The following is a 20,499-nucleotide window of genomic DNA, read 5'->3' as shown; positions in this document are numbered from 1 at the left end:
AGATCCTTTAGATGATAGCTCTCCACAATAATTGCGGCAGTGTTATATATATTATATATAACCCCAGCTTTACAACCTTAAAGCATCGGTTGTACGCTTCGGCGATGATTCCTTTCCTTTTACTTCTTCGTGCTTACCTCTGTAAAAGTACTATTAAGCATCGCGCCTCTACCTCTCTAATAATATTCACTTTTAATTATTATTTATCATACCATAATTAATTTCCATAATCAATACTTTTTTAAAAAAATTGGAATTTTTTTCTATGATTATTTTAAGTTACCTGATCTTATTATAGAAATAAGTAAATATAATGCAAAAACAGCAGAAACCAAGTATCCTGTGATAGCTAAAATGGAAATCCCCCTATATTGTGGACCTATATTCATATTTACAATTAGTGATGAGCCTACAATTAAAGCCCCCACTATAAATCCAAAAACTATTCTATTTACCATTTTATTTAGCTGATTCATTGTATTATCTATATCATCAATCTGAAGATTAATTTTTGCCCTCCCTTGAACTATACTATCAGATAATTCCACAAACTTAGAAGGAACTTTAGAACTATCCTTAGTAAATTTAAAAAGTCCCATTGTAATTTTATCCTTATTTAGATTCTTTAATATATAATTCTTGCCTTTTTGCTTTATATATGGTATTAAAATATCTAACACCTCTAAATCAGGAGATATTTCTGTAACAACACCTTCTAAAAGTACCATACTTCTAATAAGAATTATAAATTCTCTTGGAAGTTGTATGTTATTTTTTTGAGCTAATTCAAATATTTCTTGTAATAAAAGAGAAATTTTTATATTCTTTAAAGATGTAGATAAATACATATCTAACATATAATCTACGCCTTCATATAAATCATTTCTATTAATTTTTCCCTTTTTTAAACCTACAGATAAAAGAAAGTCTACAACACCATTGGTATTTTTAGTAGCCACTGCAAATACACCTTCATTTAAATATTCAACCATGGCTTTTGAAATATCTCCAACCAACCCAAAATCTATGTAACATATCTTTCCACCTCTTATTAGTAAATTGCCTGGATGTGGATCTCCATGAAAGAAACCATCATCAAACACTTGTTTACAAAAAGAGAGAGCTAATTTTTTACCTATATCATTTAAATCATAACCGTCCTTTAGAAGGTTATATTTATCATTAATTTTTAGTCCATTAATTTTTTCCATAGTTATAATTTTTTCTGTACAAAATTCTTCTACTAAATAAGGAACATAAACATATGCCACTTTAGCATTATTTTTTTTAAACTTCTCCATATTATCTTTTTCTAATTTAAAGTTTAATTCCTTTTTTGTAGCTTTTTTAAGTTCCTTTAATGCATCTATAGGGTCTACTAACATATCTTGAAAGTGAGGTTTTGTAAATTTAAATATTCTCATTAATATTGATATATCTAAATCCATCTTTTCTTCAATATCAGGTCTTTGAATTTTTATAACTATATCTCTTCCGTCTTTTAAAGTACCTTCATAAACTTGAGCTACCGATGCTGAGGCTAATGGTTTTTCATTAAATGTTTCAAAAATATCAGGAATTTCTTTACCTAATTGTTTTGAAAATATTTCTTTCATGCTTCCAATTTTCTCTTCTGGAACTTCATCTTGTAATTTTCGCAGTTCTTTTATATACCTTTTAGGTAAAATATCCGGCCTAGTACTAAGTATCTGTCCTATTTTAATAAATGTAGGTCCTAATTCCTCAAAAGCTTTTCTAAGATTCTCTGGCAAGTTTTTTTGGTTATTAAGCTTGCTATCTATTATATAACCAAATCCATATTTGCCTAATACCTCCACTATTTCTTTAAATCTATCAATGGCTTTTCTCTTCATATAATAACCTCTTATTATTAAAGTTAAAGTATCATAGAAACTATGATACTTTAACTTTTTAGTTATTTATTTTCTTGTATTTTTTCTTCAAGTTCTTTAACTTTCCTTTTTAATAAATCTACTTCAGCTCTATAAGCAAACTCATAATCTTCAATCATTGTTCTAACTTCATCTCTTGTTACTGGCTTCATATCATCAAAAGTAGTTACTATTTTACTTGCTGTACTATCCTTTTTTGATTTTAAGTCTCTTTTTAACTCTTCTGATAATTCTTTTCCTTCATCAACAGTTATTCTACCTTTTTGAACCATATCTTCTATAAGTTCATTAGCTTTATCATAAGTTGTAGCTACAGCTCCAACTCCTGCTAATAAAACTTTTCTTAATTCACTTAACATAAAGCTCATCTCCTAAAGAATAAGTTTTTATTTTAACTCTATATATATTATACTTAATATTTCTATTAATATTTATAATATTTCTATTAATCATGTTTTCATCTTAAATTCATAAGAGCATTTTTTACAAGTAACTATTATTTTTCCTTTACCTCTTGGCAATCTTAATTTTTGACCACACTTAGGACATTTCACTATTTTATAATTTTTCTTTTCATTAATATAATTAGCGATTCTATACTTATATCTATAAAACTCATACTTAAGTTTGCTAAGAAAACCTTGACCTCCATAATTTGATTGGTTATTATTTTTAAATGTTTTATTTAACCACTTCTCAAATCTTATACATTCATTTTTCCTAGATACTATATCCTTAGATAAAGCTCTATAAAAGCTTATTACAAAGAAAATAATCCCAAAAGGTAATGTAAATTTCCATAAGGAAAGTATACAACCTATCAACAATAATATTTTAGATAATATATCAAATCCATATCTTCCACTCATATTGTATGCTTTCCTCCTAAAATCTATTTAGCCATAAAATTTTCTATTTCTTCAACTGATTTTATCATTTCTTTTGTAAGAACTTCATTACCATCCTCTGTTACTAGAACATCATCTTCTATTCTTACTCCTATGCCTTCCTCTTCTATGTATAAACCTGGTTCAACAGTAAATATCATTCCTGGCTTTAAATCAACCCATCTTGGCCCAACATCATGGCAATCCAATCCTAAACTATGACCTATACTATGCCAGTAATATTTTCTATAATCCTTTTTATCCTTTATAAGACCTAATCCTATCATCTCTTCTGCTAATAAATCATTTGCCATCTCATTTATTTTACCCCAATTAGCACCTGGTTTTATTGCATCTATTATTTTTTCATTTACTCTTAATACAGCATTATAAACATCTTTTTTTCTTCCTTCAAATTTACCATTTGCAGGTATTGTTCTTGAAATATCTCCATTGTAATAATTTACTTGTGCACCTAAATCAAATAGAATTAAATCTCCATCATTAATTTCACTATTATTAGCTACATAATGAAGTACCGCTGCATTTTTACCTGCTGCTGCTATAGTTTTAAAAGCATAGTCTTTAGCACCTTCTTTTTTGCAAACAAAATCAAAGTATGCTTCTAATTCATACTCTTTAATACCTGGTTTTGCATGCTTCATAAGCATCTCTACCCCATCAATAGTAACTCTAATTGCTTTTCTTATTTCTTTTACTTCTTCCTCACTCTTAACAAGTCTTAACTCTGCTATATAATTATATATACATTTAATATTAACATATGGATACTTTCTCATAAGTTTTTTTGCGAATTTTTCTGTATAAGTAGCATCTTCATTGAAGCTATCTCTTTCAAGATCTAACCATATGTTTGTTATTCCATTAGTGATTATTGATGAGTGTACAAAAGGTAAAAACTCTTCTAAATATTTAACCTCATCTACCCCAGATATTTCTATAGCCTCGTTTTTTCTTATAGTTTTTCCAAGCCATTTTTCTTTCTCAAGATCTGGTTTCTTTATAAATAAAACTTCTTCTACTTTATTATCTTTTTTTCTTAATGTAATTATATGCTCTTCTTCATCAATTCCTGTTAAATAATAAAAATTTCTATTTGGTGTAAAAGGATATGCTTCATCTGCACTTTTTTTAGGTGCATTTCCAGCAAATAATATGACTAATGAATTATCCTCGACTCTTTCCATAAGTCTTTTTCTGTTACTAATAAACACTTCTTTATTCATTCTCAAATCGCCCCTTTTTTTTTATCTTTATATAATAAATTATAACACAAATTACTCCACAGCAAATAATGTCACCCTTATTACAGTTTCTAAATTATCAAGCTTATCCATTAAAGTTTTTACTCCAACTTTCATTGAAGATATATCTATTGTAACTGTTACATTAGCAGTCATATTTATTGCTATATCTTGATTTATAGTCAAAATATTTCCCTCAACATCTGCTATGGTATCTAATACTCTAGATAAAGCTCCTGATTTATGTGTTAAAAGAATTGCCAAAGTCACTTTTTTACTATTTACACCTTCACTCATAGGAAAAATATAGTCTTTATATTTGTAGTAGGCACTTCTACTTATTCCTACTTTTTTAACTCCTTCAGTTATATCTTTTACTTTTCCTGTATATATTAGTTCTTTAACTTTTATAACTTTTATAAAAATTTCTGGTAAAACTTTTTCATTAACTATATAATACTTTGCTTCTGACATGAAATGCCTCCTAATTTGTCTTTAATTAAATTAAGAACCTCACTTTAGTAAGGTTCTTAAATTTAAAATTACTTTCTATCTAATTTATCTCTTAATTTGCTTAACATGTCAACAGTCATTGATGATAAATCATATTTTGCCTTAAATCCCCACTCTTCTTTAGCAGCAGTGCAATCTATTGAGTTTGGCCATGAATCCGCAATTGCTTGTCTTACTGGATCTACATCATAAGTCATTTCAAAGCTTGGTATATGTTTTCTAATTTCTGCAGCTATTTGTGATGGTTCAAAGCTCATTGCTGTTATGTTAAATGCATTTCTATGCTTTAATCTTGAAGGATCTGCTTCTAATAAATTAACTATGGCATTTAAAGCATCTGGCATATACATCATATCCATATAAGTTCCTTCTGCTATATATGATTGATATTTACCATCTTCAATTGCTTTATAGTAAATATCAACAGCATAATCTGTAGTTCCACCTCCTGGAGGAGCTACATAAGAAATAAGTCCTGGGAACCTAACCCCTCTTGTATCAACACCAAATCTCTTATAGTAGTAATCACATAATAATTCCCCTGATACCTTTGTAACTCCATACATTGTTTGAGGTCTTTGTATAGTATCTTGTGGAGTATTATCTTTAGGAGTTGAAGGCCCAAATGCCCCTATTGAACTTGGTGTAAAGAATTTACAATTTAATTCTTTAGCAACTTCTAATGCATTAAATAATCCACCCATATTTATGTTCCATGCTAATTCTGGTTTAGCTTCTGCTACTGCTGAAAGTAGTGCAGCTAAATGAATTATAGTATCTACATTATGTTTTTTAGCTACTTCACCCATTTTTTTTGCATCTAAAACATCTAAAACTTCAAAAGGACCTGCATTAACTACCGGATTGTTCTTCATTTCTCTTATATCTGATGCAATTACATTATCATTTCCATAAATTCCTCTCATATGAGTAACTAATTCAGAACCAATTTGTCCTAATGAACCTGTAACTAATATTTTTTTCATCTCTCTAACCCCTCCATACTTATTTTATAATGCCTAATTCTTTACCAACTTTTGCATAAACAGCTATTGCTCTATCAAGCATTTCTTTAGTATGTGCTGCTGAAGGCATATTTCTAACTCTACCAGTTCCTAGTGGTACAGTTGGGAATACTATTGATTTAGCATATACACCTTCTTTTATTAATCTCTTTGAAAATTGTTGAGTTAATTTTTCATCCCCTATAATACAAGGAGTTATTGGAGTTTCACTATGTCCAATATTAAATCCTAAGTTCTTTAATTGTTCTTTTAAGTATCTTCCATTTTCCCAAAGTTTATTTACAAGCTCATCGCTTTCACTCATTATGTTAAATGCTTCTATACAAGCTGCAGCTGATCCTGGAGTTAATGATGTTGAGAATAAGAATGGTCTAGCTCTAACTTTTAACCAATCTATTAAATCTTTAGATCCAGCAACATATCCTCCAACAACGCCTATTGCTTTTGATAAAGTACCTATTTGGAAATCTACTTTATCTGATAATCCAAAATGCTTAACAGTACCTGCTCCTTTTCCCATTACTCCTGAACCATGAGCGTCATCTATATAAGTTATTAAATCAAATTCTTCTGCTATCTTAACTAATTCTGGAAGTTTAACTATATCTCCATCCATTGAGAAGACACCATCTGAAATTACCATTATTTTTTCATATAATCCACTTTCTCTAGCTTCTTTAGCTTTTGCTCTTAAATCATCCATATCACTATGATTGAATCTTATTATCTTAGCACGTGAAAGTCTTGATCCATCTATAATTGAAGCATGATTTAATGCATCTGATAATATAGCATCTTTTTTATTCATAACTGCTTGAATAGCACCTGCATTGCAGTTAAATCCTGATTGAAATGCTATTGCAGCTTCTGTATGCTTAAATTCTGCTATTTTCTTTTCTAATTCAATATGAATATCTAAAGTACCATTTATTGTTCTAACAGCACCTGCTCCTACTCCATATTTTTTAGTTGCTTCTATGCAAGCTTCTTCCATTCTTTTATTAGTAGCTAGTCCTAAATAGTTGTTTGATGAAAGATTTACCAATTCCTTTCCTTTTATTTTGATAGTTGGACCATTTGCACCTTCTAAGACGTCTATTTCATTATAAAGTCCCTTTGATTTTAAATCGTTCAAATTCTCATCTAAAAATTTTTGTAATGCTTTACTTGACATATTAAAACCCCCTCATAATGTTCTCATGTGGAAAACAAATTTAACAATCTGTTTTTCAATTTAATTATATCACTCTATAATGAATATTAACAGTTTTATTTATATTCTAAATATATAGTATTTTCTTAATTTTTAATGTATTCTATAATATTTTAAAAAAATTTAAAAAACTACTTCCTTATTGTTAATTTTTTGTTTATAATATTTTTAAGATATTTTTGGGGTGTACAATAAGCAATAATAAAATTGGGCTAATTAAGAAAGAAGGTAATTTTACCTTCCTTTTTTTAATATAAATAATACTATGTATCTTATATTATTTAATTTCTTAATAATCTTAAACATCTTATAATTTATCAAATCTTTTTTAATCATATATTTCAATTTAATATCTTAACTAAATATAAATTTATAAAGAATTTAAGATCTAATTATCTTTTATAAACATTAAAAAATAAATTATAAAGAAAGGAGGAGCTACTATCTATTATTTTATATCCATAATTTTACATTTAATTTGTATTATTATGCTTATAATGTTTAGATTTTGTAGCAAAATTGTATGAGATTGCATAAAGGTACCATAAATGATGTACTTAAACTTGCACTTCCTGCTGTAGGAGAAATGATTTTATATATGATGATAGGTGTTTTTGATACTATGATGGTAGGTAAATACGGTGGAAATATAGCAGTTTCCAGTGTAGGAATAAGCTCTGAAACTATCTACACCTTTGCTGGAATATTTATCTCCTGTGGTATTTCAATAGGTATAACATCCTTAGTAGCTCGTAATATTGGTGCAAAAAAATATGACAAAGCAGAAGAATATGCAACTTTAGGTCTTGCTGCTGCAATTATTATTTCTATTATTTTAGGTATTTGTTATTTTGCACTATCTGGACCACTTTTAAAATTAGTAGGTGCTGAGCCAGAAGTTATAAAATTAGGTTCTATATATATGAAAATAGCTTCCTTTGGAATTATTTTAAATATGATAATGAATGCTTTAAATGCCACATTAAGAGGTTCTGGCAATACAAAAACTCCTCTTTTTGCATCTGCAATAGTAAATATTATCAATATATCCTTAGATTATATTTTAATATTTGGTAAATTAGGATTTCCAGCTCTTGGTACTAAAGGAGCTGCCATTGCAACTTCTATTGCCCAAACTGTTGGATTCTTATTTATTGTTTATTATTGCTACAAAAAATCTTCTATAAAAATTAAATTTAAATATTTAAGAAACCTAAATAAAGAAAGATTAAAAGCATTATTTGCTCTATCTATCCCTTCTTCAATGCAAGAAGGTGCCTTTAGTATAAGTAGGCTTTTATGTAATTTCTTTATAGTTTCTTTAGGAACTATAGCTTTTGCAGCAAATCAAATTACAACTACAATAGAATCTATTTCCTTTATGCCTGGATGGGGATTTGCCGTAGCAGCTACAACTCTTGTAGGACAAAAAATAGGTGAGGGAAATGATAAAAAAGCTAAAGAATACGCCTATTATTCTATAGCTTTAGGTACATTAATAATGACTTTATGTTCTATATTGTTCTTAGCGCTTCCAAAAACCTTAATATCTCTATTTATAAGTCAAAGCGAAAATGAGGTTATAACTCTTGGTTCTTATTGCCTTATGATAGCTGCTATCGAACAACCTTTTATGGCAGTTTCTATGATAGTAGGTGGAGCTTTAAAGGGAGCTGGAGATACTAAAACTCCATTTAAAGTATCATTATTTACTAATTGGGTTATTAGACTGCCTTTAATGTTTATAGCTGTCTATCTCCTTCATTTATCTGTTACTTATGTTTGGATAATAACTTCAATACAATGGGCTTTAGATGGGATACTTATATATTATGCTTTTAGAAAAAAATACGACTATATCTCTGAAGAACACTGTTAATTTATGTCTTATATAAAAAATAATCTTAAAAATTTATACTAAAAAATAAACTATGATATTAAAGAAAATATAAACTTTAATATCATAGTTTTTTACTTGTATTAATTTTATAAAAATATAATTATTAAATAACTATACTTAATTAAATTTTTTATAAATAGAAAATATTATAGATACTATTATTCCTAAAGCTCCGCCTAAACAAAAGTTAAAAGCAATGGCCTCAAAAATTAAACCAATAAAAGTTCCTAAAAATGATCCTAAAGATATACCATAAGCTAAATATTTAATATCTTCATCATCTAAAGTTAATAATTTTTCAAGCTTTTTCATATTCACTCTCTCCTGTTCATAGGTTTTTATAATTATAAGCCTAGGAATATAATCAAAAAATTTAATCTTCTATACTTGCCATTTTTTCAACTCCATATTTCTTTAATATTTTCATAAAAATAATATCTAAAACAATTAATACTCCTAAAATTATTGCTATACTCTTTGTAATATCTAATTCAAACTTAATTAATAAAAATATCAAGGGAATAATTAAAATTAAAGAAATTAATCCACTCTTCATATAATTAAAGTTCTGCTTTACTGCTTTTTGCTCATCTTCCCAATTTAATTTTGGAGAATACAGGTCAATAATTATTCCTAGAGCTCCTGTAAATATACTAATCTCTAATGCCATTAAGAAAATAGCTATAGCTAATTTATAAGGTACCCCAATATAAATACCTATAATTATTATCAAAAAGAAAGTAATCATATTTATTAGTATACTTGATATAAGTTTTGCCTTTAATTGTAAATAATAATCAATAGGTATATATTTATTTACATAAAAACTCTGTCCTTCTCTAGATATAGATGTTGCAGCAATTGGATTTAGCGCCGCACAGAAAGTAAAAAATCCTAATGCAAAAATAAGTACAAATATATATGTATTAGGATTTACCATTACATCTCTTAACCCTTCTACTGTTTCATTTAAATTACCTTTAACTAAGAAAGGTAATAATAAAGCTATTGGTAATATTATTATTGTTGATATACAATTCATTAAGTATGTTGGAGTCTTAAATAATATAATAAATTCTTTTTTAAGATAAGAATTTATTTTAGAATTTTGTTTTAATCCTCTTTCTAACTTTTCTCCCTTTATCTTTTCCCTTTTACCATAAGATTCAGAAGCCCCAGAGGCACCTTTAAAGTAAAGCTTATTAGCAATTAAAGAAAATATAATCATAGCTATTAAAGAAAGAATTATTATAATAGCTAAATTTAAAAGACACTTTGATATAGAACTTGTAGACAATGCAATTGCCCCTAATTTACTTGCTGGAAATATTATAGAAATTTGATTTATCATTTCATTATTACCAGATAAAATCATTTGCTGAACTTTCTCAGGTGATGATGTTGATACGCTACTAAAAACTATATTAATTCCAATAGCTACAAATACTCCTAAAAACCCAGCTATCATTTTAAATCCATCTTTATGCTTAGTTAATGATGTAAAACTCATTAAAATCATAGCTATTATAGATGAATAAACTATAGGAACAACAGGTAATATGATAAATATTATTATTGCTGATATCCAATACATAGGGCTAGCCCCTTCATTTATTCCATATACTAATAATATAGGTAACAAAAATACAGCACCTATTATATATTGATATATTATAGATGTATTAAGTTTAGCTATTGTAATTTCATGGGCTTTAATTGGCATAGATAATAAAATATCTATATCTTTACCAAAATAAAAAACAGAAATAACCGTCATCATTCCAATTACAAATATAGCCACTGAAACTATATTAAATCCCATGGCTAAGATTATTCCTTGTTGATTTATTGCTTTCAAACTCTTATATACATCATCTATCATAGGAACCATGCTAAATCCTATAATAGCAAATAGCACTATAAATAATATTGTATTAGAAAGCTTAGATAGTTTTTTCTTTTTTGTAGATCCATTACCAGATTCACCTAAACCTGCTTTTAAAAATACCTTTGTTAATATTAAAATTTTACTCATTTTCAGTTATCTCCAAGAACATTTTTTCTAAAGACTCATTTGATTTAAAGTGATTTTTCATTTCTTCTAATGTTCCACAAAAAATAATTTTACCCTTATTTATTATCGCAACTCTATCACATACTTTTTCTGCTACCTCTAAAACATGAGTTGAGAAAAAAACTATCTTTCCTGAATCTGCATGCTCTCTCATCATTTCCTTTAATATAAATGAAGATTTAGGATCTAAACCTGTAAGAGGTTCATCTAAAATCCATACTTCTGGATCATGTAAAAGCGCACCCATAACTACAATTTTTTGTCTCATTCCATGAGAATACGTTTGTATTTGATCTCCTAAAGCGTTATCCATCTCGAACCTTTTACTTAAATATTCTATTTTTTCTTTTCTCTTATCTTTAGGTACATCATATATGTCTGCCATAAAATTAAGATATTCTAATCCTTTAAGTCTTAAAAACATATCTGGACTATCTGGAACATAGCCAAACTGTTTTTTTGCCTTTAATGGTTCTTCTTGTATATCGATACCATTAATTTTTATATTTCCCTTAGTAGCTTTTCCAATTCCTGTTATCATCTTTATGGTAGTAGTTTTTCCAGCTCCATTAGGTCCTAAAAATCCAAAGATTTCTCCATCTTTTATATCTAATGTTATATCATCTACCGCATTATATTTATTGTTATAAGTTTTAGTTACATTAGATATTTGTATCATAGCTAATCACCTCTTTTTTCTTTGTTTATAATAAGTTTATTATAACTATTATAAAGTAACAACAATAACTACATATAAAGTACATTTTATATATCTAAATGTCCTTTTTTTATGACAAATTTACATCTTACTAATTAAATTAAAAATTTTGGTATTATCATTAATATAGTGGTGAATATAAATCATCTTCCAAAGATAAATATCTTAACTAAAGTAACTGCTGAAATAATAGCAACCATATCAGCCATTATAGCTGACCATAAAGTATGTCTTATCTTTTTTATTTTTACAGCTCCATAGTAAACAGTTATTGTATAAAATATTGTTTCTGTAGTTCCCATTATCACTGATGCTACTAATCCTATAAAACTATCTGCACCATATTGTCTTAAAATTTCTGTAAATATACCAATAGCTCCACTACCTGAAAGAGGTTTAATTAAAACAAGAGGAGTTATTTCTTTAGGCAACCCTATTAATTGGCATAATGGAGACATCATATTATTTACAATATCTAAAAGGCCAGCCTCCTTAAATATTCTTACAGCTAAAATCATAGCTAATAAATAAGGAAATATTTTAAAACATGTAAAGAGTCCATCCTTTGCCCCTTCTATAAACCATTCATATACTTTTCTTCCTTTAATCATTCCATAAAATATTATTGATATAAATATTAAAGGTATTATACTCTCTAAAATATAATTAACCATTCTATCCTCCTTAAAAATATTTTTGTAATACTTTGCAAATAATAATTCCAACTAAACAAGATATTGCTGTTGATAATATTGCTGGCAATATTATTATTCCAGGATTTAAAGAACCTTCCGCTGCTCTTATTGATATAATTGTAGACGGAACAAATTGTATGCAAGCAGCATTTATAACCAAAAATAAAACCATATCGTTAGAAGCCACTCCTTTTTTATTATTAAGCCTGTCCATTTCCTCCATAGCCTTAATACCAAAAGGTGTAGCGGCATTAGAAAGTCCTAGCATATTGGCTGTAATATTCATAACAATAGCGCCTAAAGCTTTTTCATCCTTTGATACATCCTTAAATATTTTCTTTAAAATAGGCTTTAGTATATTAGCTAACTTATTAGTTAGTCCACTTTTTTCTGCCACCTTCATAGTTCCACTCCAAAAACACATAGTTCCTATAAATCCAATTATTAATTTTGTTGTAGAATCAGAAGCTTCAACTATAGCTTTAGTTATAATTTCTCCTTTACCTAATATAATTCCTAATAACCCACCTAAAAAAACCATGAAAAACCATATATAGTTAATCATATTATCCTCCTTATAATTCCTTAAATTCTCTCTATAATATATGCCTTGAAATGTACCTTTAGTAATGTTACCATTAAACTATAATTATAAAATTCTAATAAATTATGAACTAAAGGAGACCCTATTTATGAAAGAAAAAAATCTACAGCTTGCTCAAAAAGATATAGACGATGCTCTAGAAACAGTAGAATCAATAGAAAAGTGTTTAGATAGCTCCTCATTTTCAAAGGATACTCTTAAAGATAAATTTTTAGAGTTAAGTAATAAAGTTCAAGAATTAGAGAATTTATTGAAAGTAGAAGGAATAATATAAAAAGACTTTTGATGCAAATGCATCAAAAGTCTTTTTTTTAAATATAAATTAAAGAAAATATAAAACTTCTAAATAAAAGTAACTAAACTACTTCCATTATAATATCTTCTTCTTTATCTTCTTTTTCTTTTAATTTCTTAATATCACTATAAAATAATATTCCTGTTACCACGCTAGATATAAAGTCTGATACTGGACCTGCAAGCCAAACTCCTGTTATGCCAAAAACTTTAGGTAATATTAAAAGCATAGGTATTAAAAGTATTATTTGTCTTAATAAACTTAAAAACATTGATATTTTAGCCTTACCTATTGATTGGAAATAATTAGCGCTTATTATTTGAAATCCTACAAAAGGTATCATGCATAAATATATTCTTATTCCATAAGTTGCTGTAGAAACTAAACCTTCATCATTATTAAATATTCTTATTACAAGTTGAGGACATAATTCTATAATCAAAAAACCAATTATCATAATGATAGTAGCTGCTAAAGCTGAATCTTTTACAGCTTTTTTAACCCTATTATATTTATGACTTCCATAGTTATAACCTATTATTGGTTGACCACCTTGGTTTATACCAAAAATAGGCATAAAAAATATACTTGATATAGACCCAATTATAGTCATTGCTCCTACAGCTATATCTCCACCATAGCTTATTAATGCATTATTACATATTACTTGAACTAAGCTTGCTGCTAATTGCATTGCAAATGGTGACATACCTATTGAAAATATACTTATCATTAAATTAAATTGTAATTTTAAATTTCTTTTTCTGATTTTTAATGTACTATTTTTTCCTAAAAAATATCTTAAAATCCATATAGCACATACTAATTGGGATAATATAGTTGCAATTGCAGCACCTCTTACTCCTAACTTAAATACAAAAATAAATATTGGATCTAATATAGCATTTAATAAGGCTCCTATAAGCATAGTAAACATAGCAACTTTAGGATTACCTTCTGCTCTTATAGAATGATTTAATCCAAAGCTTATCATATTAAATATTGTTCCTATGAATATTATATTTATATATTCCTTAGCATAATAAATTGTATTTTTACTAGCTCCAAAAATAAAAAGTATTTTTTCACCAAAAACAATTCCTAAAATTGATATAGCTATACCTATAATAATAAGTAATGTGAAAGCATTTCCTAAAAGTTTTTCTGCCTCATCCTTTTTTCCTTCTCCTAAAGTTAAAGAAACCCTTGCTGAAGTACCAATTCCCACAAGCATACCAAAAGCCATAATTATAGTCATTATAGGTAATGTAATTCCTACTCCCGTTATGGCTACACTACCTACATTAGGTATATTGCCTATATATATTCTATCGATAATATTATATAGGGCAGTAACTAGCATACCTACTATAGCAGGTATTGAAAATTGCCAAAGTAATTTTCCTACTGGTTCTTTTCCTAATCTTGTTTGTCTATCCATTTAATTAAATCTTCCCCTTTATTTTTCTGATTTTCACTTATCTTTTCTAAAGCAGATAAAGTGATTGAAACCTCCTCTTCCGTTAAATTCTCAGTAATCTTCTTATTCCATTCATTTAAAATATTAAAAAATTCTTTTTTTATTTGTAAGGCTTTATAAGTAGGCATTATATTATAAGCTCTTCTATCTTTTCTATCCTTAAGCCTAATTACATACCCTTGATCTTCTAACTTTTTTATAGCTCTTGCAGTAGTACCTTTATCAATATTTAGCATTTCGCTTAACTTTTCTTGACTAATCCCTTCATTTTTATAAATGTTTATCATAAACATAATTTGTCCTGATCCAATATTAAATTTCGCATATTTTTTTGTAAGAAATGAATTACTAAACCTATATATTTCTGATATATATTTCCCAAATAAATTATAATCTACCCTCAAATTCTCCACCCTTTCGAAGTTCTTAAATTCAATTTTACATTAAAATAGTTGTATTGGCAACTATTTTAATGTATTTTTTCTATAAGGTATTGTAATAAAATCCCACTTCCTTAATATCATTTCTTATTTTTCTATAGTCATTACAATATTTAAAAACTTCATTCCAAAAAGCTTTAGAATGATTTCTATGCAGTAAATGACACAGTTCATGTATTATCACATAATCAATAAAATTTTTATCCATCATCATAAGTCTAAGATTATAATTTATATTGTTTTTTGATGAGCAACTTCCCCATATAGTTTTTACATCTTTTACTCTTATATCTATACTTTTTACACCTATTATTTTTTCTAATTCTTTAGTTCTTCTTTTTAAATATATATTTCCCTCTTTTTTGTAAAAATCTTTTAAAAGATCTTTACAGATTTCTATTCTTTTAAAAGAATCATCATATATTTTTTTATTTAATTCGAATTGAAAAGTATTTTCATAAAACCTTATATAGTTTTTAGGAAAATTTCCTATTATAAATTTAATATTATAGTCTTTTCCTAGAAATGGAACAGTCATACCCTCTTTAAAAGTCCATTGCTTTTTATTCATCTTTTTTCTTTTTATATTTTCTAAGTTTTCATCTATCCAATTTTTATTTTCATCTATAAGTTCCTCAATATAAATATTAGGAACTCCAAAAGGTGCGAAAACCTTAACAACTCCATTTTCGTCAATACTTATAGAAACAGATTTCCGTTTAGTTCTTTTCACTAAATAATCCATTATAATAACCTCTCCCAATTTTAAAATTATAGAATTATTATATTTATATTTCATTAAACCTATAATTAAATTAAATTATAGGTTTGGTAAAATACTAATTGAAATTTTTAATATGTATATTATTATGTATTAATTGTTATATAAATTTATGAAGTAATTTGAAGATTATTTGAGATAATTATAAAAAGATATTAAATTTAGATATTTTAAGATAAGTAATAAAATATAAAAGATCTCTTCTTAGAGATCTTTTATATTTAAATTTTTTAAATTTTATTTACAGCTGTCTCTTTCAATTATTTCATGCTCTAAAACATAATGACCTTGCTCTAATGTTTTTTGATTTATTAATTTTATAAGCATTCTCATTGCCACTGATCCCATGTCATACATAGGTTGAGCAACTGTTGTCAACTTTGGATAGAATACTGATGCTGAATAGATATTATTAAATCCAATAACTTTTACATCTTCAGGTACTCTTATGCCTTTGTCTCTTAATGAATTTATCGCACCCATAGCAATTTCATCTGAAGCACAAACTATTCCATCAATCTTATTATCTTTTTCTACAATACTACTAACACCTTCATATCCTGTTGAAACTGTTAATCTATCAAAATATATAAGATTTTCATCTACACTTAATCCTGATTCTTTTAATGCATTTTCATAACCTTCATATCTACTTGCACAAGCATTATTAGCACTTCTCTTTTTACCAATAAAGGCTATTTTTTTACATCCTTTATTTAATAAATGCTTTGTTGCATCATATGTAGCTTTTACGTTATCTATTATTACACTTGGGATTTTTCCTTCTTTATCCTTAGTCTCTACTAATACTGTTTTAATATCTAATTCATCAATAAGTTCAACAGTATCTTCTTCTAAAGCACTAGACATGTATAAAACACCATCTACCATTTTCTCTTTTAAAACTCTTAAATATTCCTTTTCTTTATCCATATCAAAATCTGAGTTACATAACATTACATTATAATCATATATATTTGCAACATCTTCTGCACCTCTAACTATCTCAGGATAAAATTGACTTGATATATCAGGAACAATTATTCCTATAGTCTTTGTTCTTTGTGTTTTTAAGCTTCTTGCTACAATATTAGGTCTATATCCAAGTTTCTTTATTGCATCTAATACTTTCTTTTTAGTTTCCTCATTAACAACATCAATATCATTTAAAACTCTTGATACTGTAGCAATTGAAACTCCTGCTTCTTTTGCAACATCTTTTATTGAAGTAGCCATTAGAATATCAACTCCTATTTTTATGAAAATTTTACATAGTAATTGAATTATACTGTTTTAAAAAGATTTATACAACAATTTTACTTAAATTTATTATACTATTATTATCTGTAAATTTAGTGTAATTAAACCCTCTTTATTTTATTATAATTAATTAATCGTTGTCATTCAACGAAATCACTTAGAATCTTAAGAATTCAAGCATTGTTAATATTTGTTTATTATTATAAATTATTTTAAAAAAAATGACACAGAAATAATTTCTATGTCATTTTTTATATTAAATTCTTTCTACAGCCATATTAAGTTTTTCACCATTAATGGTATATTCTGTGTAATCAATCTTTCCATTAGGAATGATTTCAACAGTTAAAGTTTCTTTCTTTATAGTATCACTAAATTTATTAATAATAGCTAATAACATATCATTATTTGAAACATATAGCTTTATTTTATCTGATACTTCAAAGCCACTTTCTTTTCTCATATTTTGAACCTTAGATATAATTTCTCTTATATGTCCTTCTTCTCTTAGCTCTTCTGTTATTGTTGTATCTAAAACAACTCCAACAGATCCTTCCCCTGCAAATGCATATCCTTCTAGTCCTTGCATTGTTACAAGTAAGTTATCTTTGTTTAGTTCTATTTCAGTTTCATTTACAACTATAACTTCTTTTTCTCCTCTTTGAATTTTTTGAGCTAATTCCATTTGATTTTTCCTACTAATCTCTTGTCTGATTTGAGGAATTAACTTACCATACATTCTTCCTATAACTGGAAGGTTAGGTTTGATTTCAAAGTTAACATATTCAGAAAGATCAGCTCCAAATTCTACTGCTTTTATATTAAGCTCATCTTTTATTATATCTCCATAATATTTAGGAAGAGATTCTGTTGAAACTAACATCTTTGAAAGCGGTTGTCTGTTCTTTATATTAGCTCCATTTCTTGCACTTCTTCCAAGCTTAACTATTGAATATGCAAGATCCATATCTTCTTCTAACTTCTTATCAACAACTTTTTCATCATAAGCTGGCCAATTGCACAAATGAACACTTTCTGGTGCATTTGAATCTAAGTTAACTACAAGATTTTGATAAATTTCTTCTGTGATAAATGGTATAAAAGGTGCTGAAACCTTAACTAAAGTAGTTAATACTTTATATAAAGTTACGTAAGCTCCGATCTTATCATCAGTTAACTCTTCACTCCAATATCTTGCTCTATTTCTTCTTACATACCAGTTTGATAACTCATCTGTAAAATCTTCTATTGCTAAAGCAGCTTGAGTTATTTTATATGAATCTAAATTATTATCAACAGTTTTTATTAATGTATTAAGTCTTGAAATTATCCACTTATCCATTACATTTTCTGATTGAAAGTTCTCATATCTAGTAGGATCAAAGTTATCTAAATTAGCATATAAAACATAGAATGAATATACATTCCATAATGTGCTTAAGAACTTTCTTTGAGCTTCTGCAACATCATCTATTGAGAATCTTGTTGGAAGCCATGGTGCACTTGCTGTATAGAAATGCCATCTTGTAGCATCTGCTCCTTGAGAATTTAAAACTTCAAAAGGATCTACAACATTTCCCTTATGTTTTGACATCTTTAGTCCATGTTTATCTAAAACGTGGCCTAATACTATACAGTTTTCAAATGGGTTCTTATCAAATATAGCAGTTGAAATCGCTAATAATGTATAGAACCATCCTCTTGTTTGGTCTACAGCTTCTGATATAAATTGAGCTGGGAAATTAGCCTCAAAAGTTTCTTTGTTTTCAAATGGATAATGATGTTGTGCAAATGGCATTGAACCTGAATCGAACCAACAGTCTATAACTTCTTGAGTTCTAGTCATTTCTTTACCACAATGTGAGCATTTAAGCTTAACCTTATCTATATATGGCTTATGGAATTCTACATCCCTTGGAACATCTATTCCTTTTTCTATAAGCTCCTCTCTGCTTCCTATGCACTCTCTATGACCACATTCACATTCCCAAATTGGAAGTGGAGTTCCCCAGTATCTATCTCTTGAAATACCCCAGTCAATAACATTTTCTAAGAACTTACCAAATCTTCCTGTTCTTATATTATCTGGTAACCAATTTATATTATCATTGTTTTTCAATAACTTATCTCTTAGAGATGTCATTCTTACAAACCAGCTATCTTTTGGATAGTATAAAAGTGGTGTATCACATCTCCAGCAATGTGGATATGAGTGAGTAAACTTTTGTGATTTATAAAGCTTACCAGTTTCTTTCATGTGCTCTATAATCTTAGCATCTGCCTTTTTAACAAATAGACCCTTCCATGGTTCAACACAATCTAAAAATTTACCTTCTCCATCAACTAAATTTATTAATGGAAGATTATTTTTGTTAGCAACAAGATTATCATCTTCACCATATGCAGGAGCTATATGAACTATACCTGTACCATCTGTTAATGTTACAAAATCACCATGAATTACAAAGAAAGCTTTCTTTTCTGGAGTATAGAATTGGAATAATTGCTCGTATTCTAATCCTAAAAGATCTGCTCCTTTAAATTCTTTAACTATTTCATATTCTCCCTCAACTACTTTATCTAATAATCCTTTAGCTAATATTAAATGCTCTCCATTTTGTACTATTTCAACATAGTCATAAGCTTTATTTACAGCTAAAGCAACGTTTGAAGGTAATGTCCAAGGAGTTGTTGTCCAAGCTAATATGTACTTGTTATCTTCTCCCTTTACTTTAAATTTAACTATAGCAGTTGCTTCTTTAACATCCTTATATCCTTGAGCAACTTCATGAGATGATAGTGCTGTACCACATCTTGGGCAGTAAGGTACTATTTTATGACCCTTATATAGAAGCTCTTTATCCCACATTTGTTTTAGAGCCCACCATACTGATTCAATATAGTTATCATGATAAGTTACATAAGGATTATCCATGTCTACCCAATATCCTATTTGCTCAGACATGTCTTTCCACATATTTACATAAGTAAATACGCTACCTTTACACTCCTTTACGAACTTTTCTACTCCATACTCTTCTATTTGAGGCTTACCTGAAATACCTAATTTTTTTTCTATTTCAAGCTCTACTGGAAGTCCATGAGTATCCCAACCTGCTTTTCTAAGAACTTGATACCCCTTCATAACTTTATATCTTGGAATTATGTCTTTCATAACTCTTGTTAAAATATGTCCTACGTGAGGTTTTCCATTTGCTGTTGGAGGTCCATCATAAAAAGTAAAGTATTCCTTACCATTATTAAGTTCAAAGTTCTTTTCTATTACGTTATTTTCTTTCCATAGCTTTGCAATATCTTTTTCCATATCTACAAAACTCTTTGAAGAATCTATTTTTTTGTATTTACACATTTTGACTTCTCCTTTCTTATCTTACTATTTTAACCATTACTATAAGTAATTAATACCAATAAAAAT

The 20,499-nt window shown here is 27.6% G+C and carries 19 protein-coding genes and 1 riboswitch; of the genes, 2 read left to right on the top strand and 17 right to left on the bottom strand.

The window, feature by feature from the left end:
- Nucleotides 1-7: 7 nt before the first annotated feature.
- Nucleotides 8-179: riboswitch (Lysine riboswitch) on the bottom strand.
- Nucleotides 180-269: 90 nt separating this feature from the next.
- The 7 genes from BUA70_RS01745 to BUA70_RS01715 all read right to left on the bottom strand — a co-directional run bounded on the left by BUA70_RS01745 (nt 270) and on the right by BUA70_RS01715 (nt 6,777).
- Nucleotides 270-1,874 carry an ABC1 kinase family protein gene (locus tag BUA70_RS01745; protein WP_072892510.1) on the bottom strand — a complete coding sequence of 535 codons (1,605 nt, stop codon included), beginning with the start codon at nt 1,872-1,874 and terminating at the stop codon, nt 270-272.
- Nucleotides 1,875-1,936: 62 nt separating this feature from the next.
- Complete coding sequence (locus BUA70_RS01740) at nt 1,937-2,272, bottom strand: phasin family protein (protein ID WP_072892509.1); 336 nt, start codon at nt 2,270-2,272, stop codon at nt 1,937-1,939.
- Between the two features lie 90 nt (nt 2,273-2,362).
- On the bottom strand, nt 2,363-2,782 hold the full coding sequence (locus tag BUA70_RS01735; RefSeq protein ID WP_072892508.1) for a hypothetical protein: 420 nt from the start codon (nt 2,780-2,782) through the stop codon (nt 2,363-2,365).
- A gap of 23 nt (nt 2,783-2,805) precedes the next feature.
- Nucleotides 2,806-4,047: an aminopeptidase P family protein gene (locus BUA70_RS01730; protein WP_072892507.1), complete on the bottom strand. Its 1,242-nt coding sequence runs from the start codon at nt 4,045-4,047 to the stop codon at nt 2,806-2,808.
- A 51-nt stretch (nt 4,048-4,098) separates the two neighbouring features.
- On the bottom strand, nt 4,099-4,539 hold the full coding sequence (locus BUA70_RS01725; protein WP_072892506.1) for an ACT domain-containing protein: 441 nt from the start codon (nt 4,537-4,539) through the stop codon (nt 4,099-4,101).
- Nucleotides 4,540-4,607: 68 nt separating this feature from the next.
- Nucleotides 4,608-5,564, bottom strand: coding sequence for an L-threonine 3-dehydrogenase (locus BUA70_RS01720; RefSeq protein ID WP_072892505.1), 957 nt, complete (start codon nt 5,562-5,564; stop codon nt 4,608-4,610).
- 19 nt (nt 5,565-5,583) lie between these two features.
- Entirely contained in the window at nt 5,584-6,777 is a 1,194-nt protein-coding gene (locus tag BUA70_RS01715) for a glycine C-acetyltransferase (RefSeq protein ID WP_072892504.1), read from the bottom strand.
- A gap of 562 nt (nt 6,778-7,339) precedes the next feature.
- Between BUA70_RS01715 and BUA70_RS01710 the strand changes: the two genes are divergently transcribed.
- Entirely contained in the window at nt 7,340-8,695 is a 1,356-nt protein-coding gene (locus BUA70_RS01710) for an MATE family efflux transporter (protein ID WP_072892503.1), read from the top strand.
- A 138-nt stretch (nt 8,696-8,833) separates the two neighbouring features.
- Here BUA70_RS01710 and BUA70_RS01705 read toward each other — a convergent pair whose 3' ends face one another.
- The 5 genes from BUA70_RS01705 to BUA70_RS01685 form a co-directional block, all read right to left on the bottom strand.
- Nucleotides 8,834-9,028 carry a glycine zipper domain-containing protein gene (locus BUA70_RS01705; protein WP_072892502.1) on the bottom strand — a complete coding sequence of 65 codons (195 nt, stop codon included), beginning with the start codon at nt 9,026-9,028 and terminating at the stop codon, nt 8,834-8,836.
- Nucleotides 9,029-9,089: 61 nt separating this feature from the next.
- A complete protein-coding gene (locus BUA70_RS01700) occupies nt 9,090-10,751 on the bottom strand; it encodes a putative ABC transporter permease subunit (protein ID WP_072892501.1) in 1,662 nt (553 codons plus the stop codon).
- Nucleotides 10,744-11,469, bottom strand: coding sequence for an ABC transporter ATP-binding protein (locus BUA70_RS01695; RefSeq protein WP_072892500.1), 726 nt, complete (start codon nt 11,467-11,469; stop codon nt 10,744-10,746). Before BUA70_RS01695 ends, BUA70_RS01700 begins: the two co-directional genes overlap by 8 nt.
- 182 nt (nt 11,470-11,651) lie before the next feature.
- On the bottom strand, nt 11,652-12,182 hold the full coding sequence (locus BUA70_RS01690; RefSeq protein ID WP_072892499.1) for a spore maturation protein: 531 nt from the start codon (nt 12,180-12,182) through the stop codon (nt 11,652-11,654).
- A 10-nt stretch (nt 12,183-12,192) separates the two neighbouring features.
- Nucleotides 12,193-12,768, bottom strand: coding sequence for a nucleoside recognition domain-containing protein (locus BUA70_RS01685; protein ID WP_072892498.1), 576 nt, complete (start codon nt 12,766-12,768; stop codon nt 12,193-12,195).
- Nucleotides 12,769-12,895: 127 nt separating this feature from the next.
- Here BUA70_RS01685 and BUA70_RS01680 point away from each other — a divergent pair, with 127 nt between their 5' ends.
- Entirely contained in the window at nt 12,896-13,081 is a 186-nt protein-coding gene (locus BUA70_RS01680; protein ID WP_072892497.1) for a hypothetical protein, read from the top strand.
- Between the two features lie 82 nt (nt 13,082-13,163).
- Here the strand turns inward: BUA70_RS01680 and BUA70_RS01675 are convergent, their stop codons facing one another.
- From BUA70_RS01675 to ileS, 5 genes are all read right to left on the bottom strand, one after another.
- Nucleotides 13,164-14,543 carry an MATE family efflux transporter gene (locus BUA70_RS01675; RefSeq protein ID WP_072892496.1) on the bottom strand — a complete coding sequence of 460 codons (1,380 nt, stop codon included), beginning with the start codon at nt 14,541-14,543 and terminating at the stop codon, nt 13,164-13,166.
- The gene (locus BUA70_RS01670; RefSeq protein WP_242977364.1) at nt 14,522-14,986 is read right to left on the bottom strand and encodes a MarR family winged helix-turn-helix transcriptional regulator; all 465 of its coding nucleotides are present in this window, start codon (nt 14,984-14,986) and stop codon (nt 14,522-14,524) included. Before BUA70_RS01670 ends, BUA70_RS01675 begins: the two co-directional genes overlap by 22 nt.
- Nucleotides 14,987-15,065: 79 nt before the next feature.
- On the bottom strand, nt 15,066-15,767 hold the full coding sequence (locus BUA70_RS01665; protein WP_072892494.1) for a M48 family metallopeptidase: 702 nt from the start codon (nt 15,765-15,767) through the stop codon (nt 15,066-15,068).
- A 273-nt stretch (nt 15,768-16,040) separates the two neighbouring features.
- Nucleotides 16,041-17,039 (bottom strand): LacI family DNA-binding transcriptional regulator, encoded by a 999-nt coding sequence (locus BUA70_RS01660; RefSeq protein WP_072892493.1) that lies wholly within the window; start codon nt 17,037-17,039, stop codon nt 16,041-16,043.
- Nucleotides 17,040-17,319: 280 nt separating this feature from the next.
- On the bottom strand, nt 17,320-20,433 hold the full coding sequence (gene ileS / locus BUA70_RS01655; RefSeq protein ID WP_072892492.1) for an isoleucine--tRNA ligase: 3,114 nt from the start codon (nt 20,431-20,433) through the stop codon (nt 17,320-17,322).
- Nucleotides 20,434-20,499 lie beyond the last annotated feature (66 nt).

Source organism: Clostridium fallax, assembly GCF_900129365.1.
GTDB lineage: Bacteria > Bacillota > Clostridia > Clostridiales > Clostridiaceae > Clostridium_AH > Clostridium_AH fallax.
This window is presented reverse-complemented; position numbering and strand designations above follow the sequence as displayed.

What these genes read in the sequence shown, in the direction of transcription:
- BUA70_RS01680 (WP_072892497.1), top strand. Translation starts at nt 12,896, where the DNA reads ATGAAAGAAAAAAATCTACAGCTTGCTCAAAAAGATATAGACGATGCT.
- BUA70_RS01685 (WP_072892498.1), bottom strand. Translation starts at nt 12,768, where the DNA reads ATGATTAACTATATATGGTTTTTCATGGTTTTTTTAGGTGGGTTATTA.
- BUA70_RS01735 (WP_072892508.1), bottom strand. Translation starts at nt 2,782, where the DNA reads ATGAGTGGAAGATATGGATTTGATATATTATCTAAAATATTATTGTTG.
- BUA70_RS01700 (WP_072892501.1), bottom strand. Translation starts at nt 10,751, where the DNA reads ATGAGTAAAATTTTAATATTAACAAAGGTATTTTTAAAAGCAGGTTTA.
- BUA70_RS01695 (WP_072892500.1), bottom strand. Translation starts at nt 11,469, where the DNA reads ATGATACAAATATCTAATGTAACTAAAACTTATAACAATAAATATAAT.
- BUA70_RS01705 (WP_072892502.1), bottom strand. Translation starts at nt 9,028, where the DNA reads ATGAAAAAGCTTGAAAAATTATTAACTTTAGATGATGAAGATATTAAA.
- BUA70_RS01675 (WP_072892496.1), bottom strand. Translation starts at nt 14,543, where the DNA reads ATGGATAGACAAACAAGATTAGGAAAAGAACCAGTAGGAAAATTACTT.
- BUA70_RS01730 (WP_072892507.1), bottom strand. Translation starts at nt 4,047, where the DNA reads ATGAATAAAGAAGTGTTTATTAGTAACAGAAAAAGACTTATGGAAAGA.
- BUA70_RS01745 (WP_072892510.1), bottom strand. Translation starts at nt 1,874, where the DNA reads ATGAAGAGAAAAGCCATTGATAGATTTAAAGAAATAGTGGAGGTATTA.
- BUA70_RS01715 (WP_072892504.1), bottom strand. Translation starts at nt 6,777, where the DNA reads ATGTCAAGTAAAGCATTACAAAAATTTTTAGATGAGAATTTGAACGAT.
- ileS (WP_072892492.1), bottom strand. Translation starts at nt 20,433, where the DNA reads ATGTGTAAATACAAAAAAATAGATTCTTCAAAGAGTTTTGTAGATATG.
- BUA70_RS01720 (WP_072892505.1), bottom strand. Translation starts at nt 5,564, where the DNA reads ATGAAAAAAATATTAGTTACAGGTTCATTAGGACAAATTGGTTCTGAA.
- BUA70_RS01740 (WP_072892509.1), bottom strand. Translation starts at nt 2,272, where the DNA reads ATGTTAAGTGAATTAAGAAAAGTTTTATTAGCAGGAGTTGGAGCTGTA.
- BUA70_RS01690 (WP_072892499.1), bottom strand. Translation starts at nt 12,182, where the DNA reads ATGGTTAATTATATTTTAGAGAGTATAATACCTTTAATATTTATATCA.
- BUA70_RS01660 (WP_072892493.1), bottom strand. Translation starts at nt 17,039, where the DNA reads ATGGCTACTTCAATAAAAGATGTTGCAAAAGAAGCAGGAGTTTCAATT.
- BUA70_RS01725 (WP_072892506.1), bottom strand. Translation starts at nt 4,539, where the DNA reads ATGTCAGAAGCAAAGTATTATATAGTTAATGAAAAAGTTTTACCAGAA.
- BUA70_RS01665 (WP_072892494.1), bottom strand. Translation starts at nt 15,767, where the DNA reads ATGGATTATTTAGTGAAAAGAACTAAACGGAAATCTGTTTCTATAAGT.
- BUA70_RS01710 (WP_072892503.1), top strand. Translation starts at nt 7,340, where the DNA reads ATGAGATTGCATAAAGGTACCATAAATGATGTACTTAAACTTGCACTT.